Annotated in this window: 13 protein-coding genes; 9 read left to right on the forward strand and 4 right to left on the reverse strand. The window is 63.0% G+C overall.

Annotated elements, in window-relative coordinates:
• Positions 1-55: 55 nt before the first annotated feature.
• Positions 56-793: a FadR/GntR family transcriptional regulator gene (locus tag ABIE52_RS17100; RefSeq protein WP_050655749.1), complete on the forward strand. Its 738-nt coding sequence runs from the start codon at positions 56-58 to the stop codon at positions 791-793.
• A gap of 67 nt (positions 794-860) precedes the next feature.
• A complete protein-coding gene (locus tag ABIE52_RS17105) occupies positions 861-1016 on the forward strand; it encodes a hypothetical protein (protein WP_003945810.1) in 156 nt (51 codons plus the stop codon).
• Positions 1017-1071: 55 nt separating this feature from the next.
• Here the strand turns inward: ABIE52_RS17105 and ABIE52_RS17110 are convergent, their stop codons facing one another.
• Both ABIE52_RS17110 and ABIE52_RS17115 read right to left on the reverse strand, forming a co-directional pair.
• Entirely contained in the window at positions 1072-2187 is a 1116-nt protein-coding gene (locus tag ABIE52_RS17110) for an NAD(P)H-dependent flavin oxidoreductase (protein ID WP_192711949.1), read from the reverse strand.
• A complete protein-coding gene (locus tag ABIE52_RS17115) occupies positions 2187-3860 on the reverse strand; it encodes an acyl-CoA synthetase (protein WP_192711948.1) in 1674 nt (557 codons plus the stop codon). Before ABIE52_RS17115 ends, ABIE52_RS17110 begins: the two co-directional genes overlap by 1 nt.
• A gap of 79 nt (positions 3861-3939) precedes the next feature.
• Here ABIE52_RS17115 and ABIE52_RS17120 point away from each other — a divergent pair, with 79 nt between their 5' ends.
• The gene (locus ABIE52_RS17120; protein ID WP_192711947.1) at positions 3940-4764 is read left to right on the forward strand and encodes a crotonase/enoyl-CoA hydratase family protein; all 825 of its coding nucleotides are present in this window, start codon (positions 3940-3942) and stop codon (positions 4762-4764) included.
• A 137-nt stretch (positions 4765-4901) separates the two neighbouring features.
• Here the strand turns inward: ABIE52_RS17120 and ABIE52_RS17125 are convergent, their stop codons facing one another.
• Entirely contained in the window at positions 4902-5876 is a 975-nt protein-coding gene (locus tag ABIE52_RS17125) for a hypothetical protein (protein WP_042920440.1), read from the reverse strand.
• A gap of 171 nt (positions 5877-6047) precedes the next feature.
• Complete coding sequence (locus ABIE52_RS17130; RefSeq protein WP_192711946.1) at positions 6048-7085, reverse strand: LLM class F420-dependent oxidoreductase; 1038 nt, start codon at positions 7083-7085, stop codon at positions 6048-6050.
• Positions 7086-7158: 73 nt separating this feature from the next.
• Here ABIE52_RS17130 and ABIE52_RS17135 point away from each other — a divergent pair, with 73 nt between their 5' ends.
• The 6 genes from ABIE52_RS17135 (at position 7159) to ABIE52_RS17160 (ending at position 12272) form a co-directional block, all read left to right on the forward strand.
• Positions 7159-8136, forward strand: a complete 978-nt coding sequence (locus ABIE52_RS17135; protein ID WP_019746979.1) for a Zn-ribbon domain-containing OB-fold protein — start codon at positions 7159-7161, stop codon at positions 8134-8136.
• Positions 8137-8146: 10 nt separating this feature from the next.
• Positions 8147-9217 carry a thiolase family protein gene (locus ABIE52_RS17140; RefSeq protein ID WP_007734273.1) on the forward strand — a complete coding sequence of 357 codons (1071 nt, stop codon included), beginning with the start codon at positions 8147-8149 and terminating at the stop codon, positions 9215-9217.
• Complete coding sequence (locus ABIE52_RS17145) at positions 9217-10398, forward strand: thiolase family protein (RefSeq protein ID WP_007734272.1); 1182 nt, start codon at positions 9217-9219, stop codon at positions 10396-10398. The genes ABIE52_RS17140 and ABIE52_RS17145 overlap by 1 nt, the downstream gene beginning before the upstream one ends.
• 36 nt (positions 10399-10434) lie before the next feature.
• The gene (locus tag ABIE52_RS17150; protein ID WP_019746978.1) at positions 10435-11298 is read left to right on the forward strand and encodes a TIGR03619 family F420-dependent LLM class oxidoreductase; all 864 of its coding nucleotides are present in this window, start codon (positions 10435-10437) and stop codon (positions 11296-11298) included.
• A 9-nt stretch (positions 11299-11307) separates the two neighbouring features.
• Entirely contained in the window at positions 11308-11718 is a 411-nt protein-coding gene (locus ABIE52_RS17155; RefSeq protein WP_007734269.1) for a nuclear transport factor 2 family protein, read from the forward strand.
• A gap of 173 nt (positions 11719-11891) precedes the next feature.
• Complete coding sequence (locus ABIE52_RS17160) at positions 11892-12272, forward strand: VOC family protein (RefSeq protein ID WP_020906296.1); 381 nt, start codon at positions 11892-11894, stop codon at positions 12270-12272.
• Positions 12273-12311 lie beyond the last annotated feature (39 nt).

The raw sequence follows: 12311 nt of genomic DNA on the forward strand, positions 1-12311 counted from the left end.
GGAGCGGATGACCGGACATAGGATGAAGGACGTTCGTATCAGAAAAGGGGAATCGATGTCTGTCCGGAGTGGCACACAGGGCGCTCGTTTCAGCGCGCAAAACCGCATGCGCGCACTTCAGACGGACATCATGAACTTGATCCTCGAACGCAGGCTCTCCCCCGGCGACCCGATGCCCACCGAGGCCGAACTGTCCGAGGAATTGGGTATCGGCCGAAACACGCTCCGGGAGGCGCTCAAGGTTCTGCAGGCCTTGGGCGTCGTCGAGATCCGTCACGGCTTCGGAATGTTCGTCGCCCCTAGCAACTTCGACGCTCTCGCCGACGGCCTGACCTTCCGTGGCCGGTTGTCCTTGCAGGGCACCGGGCACGAGGCGATGGAACTGGTCGACATTCGTCAGGCACTCGAGACCGGACTGATCGGTGCGGCGATGGCCGAGATGACGTCGGCCGACCACGCCGACCTCGACGAACTCGTCACCGGCATGGAGGTCCGTGCCGCTGCCGGGAAGAACTTCTCCGACATCGATGCGACCTTCCACTCCCGCCTGTACTCCCCTCTCGACAACCAGGTCCTCGGTCAGTTGATGGACGTCTTCTGGCAGGTGTACAGCGAGATACAGCAGGCCATCGGGCATTCGGATACGCCACTGATCGACATCGCGTCGAAGCACCGTGCGATTCTCGATGCGATCCGTACGGGTGATGCAGTCGAGGCGGCGCACACTCTCGATGTGCACTTCGGTGGCCTGCGCGAGCGGATCGCCAGTCTCCATGCGTCCGAAGCGCAGTAATTTCGAAACACGTGATTTTGCTCCGCTGGCTCACCATCGCGCCCGTTCTTCCGGCAAAATTACGGGTATGAAGAACCCGAACCTGACGCCTTCGCGCGTTCTCGCAGTTGTCCTCGCTGCCGCCCTGGTCATTTTCGTGATCGCACGCCGCCGCGACGACGGCGCCCTCAGCCGCGGAGAATGGTTGTCGGACACCGTCGGACCGGACGACCTCGCCGGCTGAAACGACGTGTGCCCTCGGCCGAAACTCGGCCGAGGGCACACGCACGTGTCATCTACTACTTCATCGAATCCAGTCGGGTTCGCGCGTCCTCGAACCCGGATACCAGCTCTGCCATGACCTCGGCGACCGGGCGGATCTCGTTCATCCGTCCCACGATCTGACCGACGGGCATTGCCACAACTTCCGGGTTCTCCGATGCAGCGATTCTCTGATGAGCGTCGCTGACCAGAAGGTTCTGCAGCGGCATCGGCAAGGGCGCCGGTGCTCCCGGGTTCGACCAGGCTTCCGTCCACTTGGTCTTGAGCAACCGAGCGGGCTTACCCGAGTAGATGCGCGAACGAACGGTGTCGGCCGACGTCGCGCCCAACAGTGCACGCTGAATAGCGGACGGGCCCTCGCCCGATGCACTGCCGAGTTTGTATTCGGACGTGGTGAGCCAGTACGAGCCCATCCACACTCCGGACGCACCGAGTGCAAGTGCGGCAGCCACCTGACGGCCGCTGCCGATACCCCCGGCAGCCAGCACAGCAGCTGAATCACCCAGTGCATCAACGATTTCCGGAACGAGAACCATCGACGCAATTTCGCCGGTGTGACCGCCTGCCTCGTAGCCCTGCGCGATCACGATGTCGACACCGTTCTCGACGTGACGACGCGCATGCTCGACGGCGCCGGCCAGCGCTGCTACCGGTACGCCCTTCTCGTGCGCCTGATCGATGACGTCCTTCGGCGGTGATCCCAGTGCATTCGCAATCAACGCAATCCGGTGTCCCAGAGCAACATCGACGTGTGACCGCGCCACCGAGTGAAGCCATCCCAGTACGCCGGTCGCATGCTCGACGTCGTCGGAAAGCGGCGGCACACCGAGCTCGTCGAGCGTGCGGTTGACGAAGGCGCGGTGCTCCTCCGGAATCAGCTTGTCGAGATCGACGGCGCCGCCCTCGGTCGGCACCTTGGCCGGCATGACGATGTCGACGCCGTACGGCTTACCGTCGGTGTTCTCGTCCATCCACGTCAGTGTGGCTTCAAGCTCTTCCGGGTCGTTGAACCGGACGCAACCGAGCACGCCCAGACCTCCCGCGCGGGTGATCGCGGCCGCGACGTGCTCGGAAGGAGTGAATCCGAAAATCGGGTATTCGATGCCGAACTTGTCGGCGAGATCCGAACGCATCAGGCTTCCACGCTTTCGTTTGCGGACGCCACAGGAGCGCCGTTTCCGTTGTGATCATCAGCCTCGCGCGATTCCGTTTCGGCCTTCGCCCAGCGGTAGTCGGGCTTGCCTGCCGGGTTGCGCTTGATCTGGTCCACGAACCACACGCTGCGCGGAACCTTGTATCCGGCAATCTCTTTGCGTGCTGCGGTGGCGATGTCGTGCAGCGTCGGCGACGCGCCTTCGCGTACCTGGACCACTGCGGCAACGCGCTGACCGAAGCGCTCGTCGGGGATACCGACCACCAGCACGTCGAAGATGTCCGGGTGCGCCTTCAAAGCGCCCTCGACCTCTTCCGGGTACACCTTCTCGCCGCCGCTGTTGATCGACACCGAACCGCGGCCGAGCATCGTGACCGTGCCGTCGGCTTCGACCTGCGCATAGTCGCCGGGGATCGAGTAGCGAACGCCGTTGATGGTGCGGAAGGTTTCGGCCGTCTTGACCTCGTCCTTGTAGTAGCCGAGCGGGATGTTGCCCTTGCGAGCGAGCATGCCGCGCTTGCCCGATCCGGGTTCGACCTCGTTGCCGTCGTCGTCGAGAACCGTTGTGGAGGCGTCGATCTTGACCGTCGGACCGCCAGTGTGCTTCTGGCCCTTGCTCAGCACGGCGAGTCCACCGAAGCCGGTCTCGGATGCTCCGATGGAGTCCGTCAGCAGGCGGTTGGGCAACAGTTCGAGGAACTGCTCCTGGATACTCGGCGAGAAGAGTGCAGCACTGCTGGCCATCACGTAGAGCGTCGAAAGATCGTACGGCTCACCGGTCTCCGGGTTTCCGGCGATGAGTGCGTCGAGCATCGGACGGCCCATCGCGTCACCCGTGATGAAGATCAGGTTGACCTTGTGCTTGTCGATGTTCTGCCACACCTCGTGGGCGTCGAATTCCGGGTGCATCAAACAGGTTCCGCCGCCGAAGAGGCTGTGGAATACCGCCGACTGCGAACCGCCGTGAATCATCGGGGGGATCGGGTAGCGGATCATGCTCGGGTTGGCGGCGCCGACCTTCGCCATCTCGTACTCGTCCTCGACCGGAACTCCGGTGACGAAGTTGATGCCTCCGCCGAGAACACGCCACCAGTCCTCGTGACGCCACATGACGCCCTTGGGACTTCCGGTGGTGCCGCCGGTGTAGAGCATGAAGATGTCGTCGTTGCTGCGCTCTTCGAAATCACGCTCACCCGAACTCTGCGCGAGTGCGTCCTCGTAGCCGATGCCGAAAGCACTGAAGTCCAGATCGGTGCCGTCCTCGACCACGATGACGGACTTGACCTTGGGAGTGTTCGGCAGGACGTTCGCGACCTTGTCCGAGTAGCGGCGCTCGTGAATGAGCGCAACCATGTCGGAGTTGTCGAAGATGTACTGCAACTCGTTCTCGACGTACCGGTAGTTGATGTTCACCATCACGGCCCGGATCTTGAAGACCGCGACCATGGCCTCGATCGCCTCGATGACGTTCCGGCAGTAGATGCCGACCTTGTCACCCGGCTGAACGCCATGTTCACGCAGGTAGTGACCGAGGCGGTTTGCTCGGTCCTCCAACTGTGCATAAGTCATCTCGCGGTTGTCCGAGACCAGCGCAACGCGGTCCGGAACGAGGTCGATTGCGTGCTCTACGAAGTCTGCGATGTTAAGGGCCACGAGTTCAAAGTAGAACGTGTTACCGTTTCTGGCAAGACCCAATTTGAGAGCCAGCTCACAGACCCGCCAGGAGCCATCAGTGTCCACTTCGACGACCGAAAAATCAGACATTTCGGAAACCGCGCCGCATTGCCTCGTGGAGAAGCGTGGCCACGTTCTCATCGTGACCATGAATCGCCCCGAGCGTAAGAACGCCATCACCGGCGAGATGATAGCGATCATGGTCGACGCCTGGGATCAGGTCGACAACGACCCCGAAATTCGTGTCGCCATCCTCACCGGTGCGGGCGGCGACTTCTGCGCCGGCGCCGACCTCAAGAACATGTCCGCCAAGCCGCCGGGAGATTCCTTCGCGGGCGGTGGCGTCGACATGTCCAAGATCGAAGGCCTCCTCAAGGGTCGTCGGTTGACCAAGCCACTGATCGCCGCCGTCGAGGGTGCAGCTATCGCCGGCGGAACCGAAATCCTGCAGGGCACCGACATCCGCGTCGCGGGTGAGAGCGCCAAGTTCGGCGTCTCCGAAGCCAAGTGGGGGCTCTTCCCGCTCGGCGGTTCCGCAGTGCGCCTGGTGCGACAGATTCCGTACACGATCGCGGCGGACATCCTGCTCACCGGTCGTCACATCAAGGCTCCGGAGGCCAAGGAGATCGGGCTCATCGGCCACGTGGTCCCGGACGGCCAGGCCCTCGACAAGGCGCTGGAGCTCGCGGACCTGATCAGTGCAAACGGCCCTCTCGCCGTGCAGGCGATTCTCAAGACCATCCGCGACACCGAGGGCATGCACGAGGAAGAGGCCTTCCAGATCGACGCACAGCTGGGCATGAAGGTGTTCATGAGCGCCGACGCCAAGGAGGGCCCGCGGGCTTTCGGTGAGAAGCGGGCGCCCCAGTTCAAGGGTGTCTGACCCACCCCTGTCTGAGCCACCCCCGTCTGACCGACCCCCGGCTGAGCCCCCTTTCCTGTCCGCTCTCGGTCCCACCCACCCCCTTTTCGAGCGAACGTACCTTTCGGCGCCTTCAGTGCGCCGAAAGGCACTTTCGCTCAGCCGGTTTCGTCCAATTTCACCCATCTCGACCTCGCGAACACCTGCGGCCGGGGACGTGACTGCGCCAATCTGTAGTGCGCACGCAGGTCCTCGATCACGCGATCAGGGTCCGTTCGCAGTGCACTGGGCACCGTCGGCAACACGATGATTCCCGCATTCTGCATACGCGTCCGACGCTCCACCGTGCGCTTGTAGTCCGTCGGTGCGGCATGCCATTCCAAGGAGTCGATGTCCCACGCGAAGGCAACCGAATCGATCCATCCGTCCGGAACTGCGATGAAGTCCCCGTTGGCATCCCGGATCTCATGGTTGAACAACATTTCCGGCAGCCCGCTCCGCTGCCACAATTTTCGCGCGTGAACCTCCGGAACCGAGTGGACGTTCGCGTTCACTTCGCGCAACACGACCCGAGGTAGCGCGGAACCCCGACTGCTACCCGCTTCGAGTTCCTTCGCAAGTTCGCGCACCGAGACATCGCCGCGCTGAACAGCCTCAGCGATGAGTGCCCGTGTGGGATCGAGCGCCTTGTACCGCCTCGCAGCGTCGAGTAACGCTCGCGGCAGCGGAGCACAGCGCAGACCGTTCCGAATCTCCGGCTCGGGCAGTCGAACAGTGCGCTCCACCGTGACGAACCCAACCGATTGAACTCGACGGTCGATGGGGATGAGCACCTGCACATCCCCCGAGTGCGTTCGATATCCGTACTCCGACATGGCTGATCGCCCGGTCAGCAGGGAATCGTCACCGCTCAACATGAGCGCAGCGATCGAGCGTTGACGTGGCGTCGGTTGACCGTTTCTGAGCAGAATGACCCCCGGCAATATGCGCTGCCACGGTCCACCTACCCGACACCGGGTGTGCACTGCGGAGTTGGACACGCCCAATCGCGCCAACTCCGCCGTTCGGATCACTCCGCTTCGACTGACGCGGTAAATCGCGTCCAGATCATCGCCCCATGTTCCTCGCCGCATGGTTGCAGCATGACTCGAGCATCAGCGCGGGCCCCGGCGGCGAACTGGGGTTTCGGTGCGCCTGTGGATAACTTTGGGCGAGCGAAAGGTACGTTCAGCGCCTCAGATGCGCTGAACGTGCCGTTCGCTCGAAAAAAGGGGGTACCGCTCGAAAATGGGGGGGTGCCTCGCTCAACCACCCACCGCGGCCGCGAGCTCTCGCACATGGTCGGCGTCGCGGCAGGTCACCAGCAGCATCGTGACTCCGGCTTCCTCCCAACGCTTCACGTCTGCGCGCACCTCGTCGACGTTGCCGATGATCATGGTCTCGGTGACCATCTCGTCGGGGACGACGGCAGCAGCTTCGTCCTTGCGGCCCGACATGAAGAGGCGACCGATCTCGTCGACCTCCTTCTTGTAGCCCATCCGCTTGTAGACCTGCGCGTGAAAGTTCAACTCCGGGGCGCCCATTCCGCCGACGTAGAGGGCGGTCATCGGCTTGAGAGCGGCGATGGCAGCGGCGCGATCGTCAGTCACGATGACCTGGCACGTGGCGGCCACCTCGAAATCTTCGCGACTACGACGGGCCCCGGCGCGAGCGAAGCCTTCGTCGAGCCACTTGTTGTACATCGGGGCCAGGCGCGGGGTGTAGTAGATCGCCAGCCAGCCGTCGGCGATTTCACCGGCGAGCGCGACGTTCTTCGGCCCTTCGGCGCCGAGCCAGATCGGGATGTCCGCACGCAGCGGGTGCGTAATGGGCTTGAGCGGCTTGCCAAGTCCCGAACTGCCCGGTCCCGCATACGGCAGAGGGTAGTGGGGACCGGGACTGGTGACGGGCGCTTCACGGGCGAGGACCTGGCGCACGATCGAGACGTATTCGCGGGTGCGCGCGAGCGGCTTCTCGAACGGCTGGCCGTACCAACCTTCGACGACCTGCGGTCCGGATACGCCGAGCCCGAGGATCGTTCGCCCACCGTTGAGGTGATCGAGAGTGAGCGCGTGCATGGCACAGCTGGTCGGTGTTCGCGCCGAAATCTGTACGACGGAGGTCCCGAGACGGACGTTCTCGGTGCGCGATCCCCACCAGGCGAGCGGGGTGAAAGCGTCCGAGCCCCACGACTCCGCCGCGAAGACCGCGTCGAATCCGGCGCCTTCCGCGGCCTCGATCAGTTCCGGGGCGTTTGCCGGCGGCTGTGCGCCCCAGTATCCAAGTTGCAACCCAAGCTTCATCGCAGGCCTCCACATTGCCGGTGATCAGAAGTGACTCTTGCCACAATCTCTAGAACCTGTTCTACTCGATCTTGTGACCATCGGAAAGAGCGGGGTGGCCGACAAGCCCCTGAGCGCACCATTGAATCTCCATTTCGACTACACCAGATCGACGGGACCGACCATCGGCGCGTTCGTGACTGCCCTGCGTGATCGCAAGGTGATCGGCGCACGCGGGTCGAACGGTCGTGTCTTCGTGCCGCCACCGGAATTCGATCCGGACACGGCCGAGCCACTGACCGACTTCGTCGGAGTCTCCGACGGCGGAACGGTCGTGAGTTGGACGTGGATGCCCGAACCCATCGAGGGTCAACCCCTGACGAAGCCTTTCGCGTGGGCCCTGATCAAGCTCGACGGCGCGGACACGTCCATGCTCCACGCGGTCGACGTCGACTCCCCCGACGACATCAGCACCGGCCTGCGGGTTCGTGCTCGCTGGGCGTCGGAGCGGATCGGGCAGATCAAGGACATCGAGTGCTTCGAACCAGGTGAGAGCGAAAATGGAATCGCGACAGTCGATTCCAGCGCCGATCCTGTCACCATGATCACGACGCCTGTCGATCTGCACTTCATGCATTCCGCTTCGGCCGAGGAGAGTTTCTACCTCCGCGGTCTCGCAGAAGGCAAGCTCATCGGTGGTCGCAGCGGACCCGAAGACAAGATCTACATCCCACCGCGCGGCGCGAATCCCACCAACGGGAAGCCGACGAGCGAGCAGATCGAACTGCCGGACAAGGGAATTGTCACCACCTTCTGCATCGTCAACGTCCCGTTCCTCGGGCAGCGAATCAAACCGCCCTACGTGGCCGCCTACGTGCTTCTCGACGGGGCTGACATTCCGTTCCTGCACTTGATTCTCGAATGTGATGCCGCGGACGTACGGATGGGCATGCGCGTCGAAGCCAAGTGGAAGCCTCGCGAAGAGTGGGGTTACACCCTCGAGAACATCGAATACTTCCGGCCGACAGGTGAACCCGACGCCGAGTACTCCACCTTCCAACACCACCTGTGAGGCTCCTGAAATGACTTCTGCAGACATCGCAGTCGTGGGCTTTGCTCAGGCACCCCACGTCCGCGAAACCAACGGCACCACCAACGGCGTCGAGATGCTCGTCCCGTGCTTCCAGCAGCTCTACAGCGATCTGGGAATCACCAAGTCAGACATCGGCTTCTGGTGCTCCGGATCTTCCGACTACCTGGCCGGACGAGCGTTCTCCTTCATCTCGGCCATCGACTCCATCGGAGCGGTCCCGCCGATCAACGAATCTCACGTCGAGATGGACGCCGCGTGGGCCTTCTACGAAGCGTGGATCAAGATCTTGACCGGTGAGGTCGAGACCGCGCTGGTGTACGGATTCGGCAAGTCCTCCGCCGGGCACCTGCGCAAGATCCTGTCCATGCAGCTCGATCCGTACCTCGTCACTCCGCTGTGGCCGGACTCCGTCTCGATCGCCGGACTTCAAGCCCGACTCGGACTCGACGCGGGTAAGTGGACGCACGAGGACATGGCGGAGGTTGCCGCTCGTAGCCGTCGTCACGCGCTGAGCAATCCGAAGGCTCAGCTCGCAGGCGAGGTCGACATCGAGGCCCTTCTCGCCAGCCCCTTCCTCGCAGATCCGTTGCGCGCACACGATTGTGCGCCCATCACCGACGGCGCGGCAGCAATCGTCCTGGCCTCGGGTAACCGCGCCCGCGATCTCTGCGAGCGGCCGGCGTGGATCACCGGACTCGAGCATCGCATCGACTCCCCCAACCTGGGTGCACGTGACCTGACCACCTCACCGTCCACTACGTCCGCAGCCAAGGCGGCAACGGGCGGCGAGGTCGGCAACATCGACGTCGCCGAACTGCACGCACCGTTCACTCACCAGGAATTGATCTTGAAGGAAGCGATCGGCCTGACCGACGCCACCACGATCAATCCGTCCGGCGGTCCGCTCAGCGGCAACCCACTGTTCGCCGGTGGTCTGGAACGAATCGGCCACGCCGCCAAGGCAATCTTCGACGGCCAGGCGAATCGCGCTCTGGCCCATGCAACAAGCGGCCCTGTGCTGCAGCAGAACCTGGTAGCAGTCTTGGAGGGACGGAACTGATGGCCGGAACGCCTCAACTCGCGGCCGTGCTCGGCACCGGCCAAACTCACTACGTCGCAAAGCGTCACGATGTCTCGATGGCGGGCTTGGTTCGTGAAGCCATCGACGCCGCGATGCTCGACGCCAACGTCGGCTGGGACGACATCGACGCCGTCGTCATCGGAAAGGCCCCCGACTTGTTCGAGGGTTCGATGATGCCCGAACTCGCCATGTCGGATGCTCTGGGCGCCAACGGAAAGCCGTTGCTGCGTGTTCACACTGCCGGCTCGGTGGGCGGTTCGACGGCTATCGTCGCCTCCAGCCTGGTCAAATCCGGTGTCCACAAGCGGGTTCTGACGGTTTCCTGGGAGAAGCAGTCCGAGTCGAACGCCATGTGGGCGCTGTCCGTACCGGTTCCGTTCAACATGCCCGTCGGCGCCGGTGCCGGTGGATACTTCGCCCCGCACGTCCGTTCGTACATTCGTCGATCGGGCGCACCGGAGCACATCGGCTACCTCGTCGCGGTGAAGGATCGGCTCAACGGCAGCCTCAATCCGTATGCGCACTTGCGGCAGCCGGACATCACTCTCGAATCGGTACAGGCATCTCAGATGCTCTGGGATCCGATCCGATACGACGAGACCTGCCCGTCCTCTGACGGCGCGTGCGCTCTGGTGATCGGCAACGAGGAAGCGGCCGCACAGGTCGAGGCCGAGGGTCGTTCGGTCGCGTGGATCCACGCGACGGCCATGCGCACCGAGCCGACCTTCTATGCCGGACGCGATCAGGTCAATCCGCAAGCCGGCCGTGACGCTGCAGCAGCACTGTGGAAGTCAGCGGGAATCACCGATCCGCTGAACGAGATCGACTGCGCCGAAATCTATGTCCCGTTCTCGTGGTTCGAGCCGATGTGGCTCGAGAACCTCGGCTTCGCGGAGGAAGGCCAGGGCTGGAAGCTGACCGAGGCAGGTGAAACCGCGATCGGCGGCAAGCTCCCGGTCAATGCCTCGGGCGGTGTTCTCTCCTCCAACCCGATCGGCGCCTCGGGCATGATCCGATTTGCCGAGTCGGCGATGCAGGTCATGCACCGCGCCGGCGATCACCAGGTAGCCGACGCGCGCAAGGCTCTCGGCCATGCCTACGGCGGTGGCTCGCAGTACTTCTCGATGTGGGTCGTCGGCTCCGAACGTCCCACCACGTAAGCAGCAGCACACACGCCGATCAGGAAGAGGCCGAAGATGAAGTACACCGTCGGGGTTGCCATGAACCCCTTGGACCAGTTAGCCGGTATCGCCAAAACTGCCGAGGAATGCGGCTTCTCGTCGATCGCTCTCCCCGATTCACTGTTCTTCATGGAAACACAGGCGGCGGATTACCCGTACACCCCGGACGGGTCTCGGATGTGGAATGCCGAGACCCCCTGGGTCGATCCGCTCATCGCCGCGGCTGCAATGGGCGCGGTGACCGAGAAGATCGAGTTCTACACCCAGGTGCTCAAGCTGGGTAGCCGCAATCCCGTCCTGCTCGCGCGGCAGGTCGGTTCGGTGGCGGCATTGACGAACAACCGTTTCGGCTTCGGCGTCGGAATCGGTTGGGCTCCGGAAGAGTTCGAGTGGTGCGGCGCTCCGTACAAGCGTCGGGGCGCACGTGTGGACGAGATGATCGACGTCCTCAAACTGATCCTCGGCGGCGGCATGGTCGAGTATCACGGTGAGTTCTTCGATTTCGATCGCCTGCAGATGAGCCCGGCCCCCACCAAGCCGGTTCCGTTCTACGTCGGCGGCCACACCGAGGTCGCACTCAAGCGTGCTGCGCGAGTCGGCGACGGTTGGACCTCGGCGATGATCAAGTTCGACGACCTGGTGGGTGTGATCGCACGACTACGCGAACTGCGCGCCGAGTACGGCCGCGAGAACGAGCCGTTCGAAATCCAGACGGTGTGCATCGACCGTTTCGGCAAGGACGGTTACGCAGAGCTCGAAGATGCCGGCGTCACGGACATCATTACCGTGCCTTGGGTTTTCGACGGAATCGGATTCGATGCCCCACTGGAGGCAAAGCAGGATTCGATGCGCAAATTCGCCGAGCAGTACATCAACTGAGGAGCCGCGATGACCGACGAACACCCCGCCCGCGTCGCGGGTAACGCTTCGCGCGCCGCAGCGAGTGGCAAGAACAAGGAAGCCTGGCTGGACCTCTTCGCCGAGGACGGTTGGGTGGAAGATCCGGTCGGGCCTTCGGGCTTCGATCCCGAAGGCAAAGGCCATCACGGGCGCGAAGCGATCTCCAAGTTCTACGACATGACGATCGCGAACGCGGACAAGCTCGAATTTCTGATCGACGATTCCCTGGTGTGCGGCAACGAGAACGTCAACATCGGCAAGATCCGAACCACCATCGGCGGCTCGATCATCGACGCCGAGGGCGTGTTCGTCTACCGGGTGAACGACGACGGCAAGATCGCGTCGCTTCGAGCATTCTGGGAAGTGGACCGTGCAATGAAGACGGCACGCAAAGCCTGAGAACCCACAGTACGAGCGCGGCCCCGGTCATCGACCGGGGCCGCGCTCGTCGTATTCGAATCAGCCCGTCGTACTTGCACCGAGAAGCTCGAAATGGTTTCCTGGTTCCCAACGTCGCGTGTCGATGACGGACTGCGTCAGGCATGGAGGCGTCGTACCGCAAGGGGTCACTCATGACCATTTCGTTCAATCACACCATCATCGCCGCAAAAGACCGACAAGAGTCTGCGTGGTTCTTCACTCACATGTTCGGCCTTCCAGGCCCGGTCGAAGCCGGCTACTTTCTCGGCGTTGAACTCGAGCACGGCGTGACGTTGGACTTCGCACAGGTGGAAGAAGGCGCCGAGGTTGCGTCTCAGCACTATGCTTTCCTCGTCTCCGAGGATGACTTCGACGGCATCTACCAGCGGATACAGGCGCTGAAACTGGATCACTGGGCCGATCCGCGCCAGTCGAGTACCGGCTTCAACACCAACGACGGTGGGCGTGGGGTCTACTTCCTCGACCCGTCGGGACATTTCCTGGAAGCCATCACCAAACCGTACGGCGGCTGAATTGGAGATTGAACTACAAACGGCGGCGCCTACGGGAGA

Source organism: Rhodococcus sp. OAS809, assembly GCF_040546695.1.
Taxonomy (GTDB): Bacteria; Actinomycetota; Actinomycetes; order Mycobacteriales; family Mycobacteriaceae; genus Rhodococcus_F; species Rhodococcus_F qingshengii.

What these genes read in the sequence shown, in the direction of transcription:
- ABIE52_RS17100 (WP_050655749.1), top strand. Translation starts at nt 56, where the DNA reads ATGTCTGTCCGGAGTGGCACACAGGGCGCTCGTTTCAGCGCGCAAAAC.
- ABIE52_RS17105 (WP_003945810.1), top strand. Translation starts at nt 861, where the DNA reads ATGAAGAACCCGAACCTGACGCCTTCGCGCGTTCTCGCAGTTGTCCTC.
- ABIE52_RS17110 (WP_192711949.1), bottom strand. Translation starts at nt 2,187, where the DNA reads ATGCGTTCGGATCTCGCCGACAAGTTCGGCATCGAATACCCGATTTTC.
- ABIE52_RS17125 (WP_042920440.1), bottom strand. Translation starts at nt 5,876, where the DNA reads ATGCGGCGAGGAACATGGGGCGATGATCTGGACGCGATTTACCGCGTC.
- ABIE52_RS17130 (WP_192711946.1), bottom strand. Translation starts at nt 7,085, where the DNA reads ATGAAGCTTGGGTTGCAACTTGGATACTGGGGCGCACAGCCGCCGGCA.
- ABIE52_RS17140 (WP_007734273.1), top strand. Translation starts at nt 8,147, where the DNA reads ATGACTTCTGCAGACATCGCAGTCGTGGGCTTTGCTCAGGCACCCCAC.
- ABIE52_RS17145 (WP_007734272.1), top strand. Translation starts at nt 9,217, where the DNA reads ATGGCCGGAACGCCTCAACTCGCGGCCGTGCTCGGCACCGGCCAAACT.
- ABIE52_RS17150 (WP_019746978.1), top strand. Translation starts at nt 10,435, where the DNA reads ATGAAGTACACCGTCGGGGTTGCCATGAACCCCTTGGACCAGTTAGCC.
- ABIE52_RS17155 (WP_007734269.1), top strand. Translation starts at nt 11,308, where the DNA reads ATGACCGACGAACACCCCGCCCGCGTCGCGGGTAACGCTTCGCGCGCC.
- ABIE52_RS17160 (WP_020906296.1), top strand. Translation starts at nt 11,892, where the DNA reads ATGACCATTTCGTTCAATCACACCATCATCGCCGCAAAAGACCGACAA.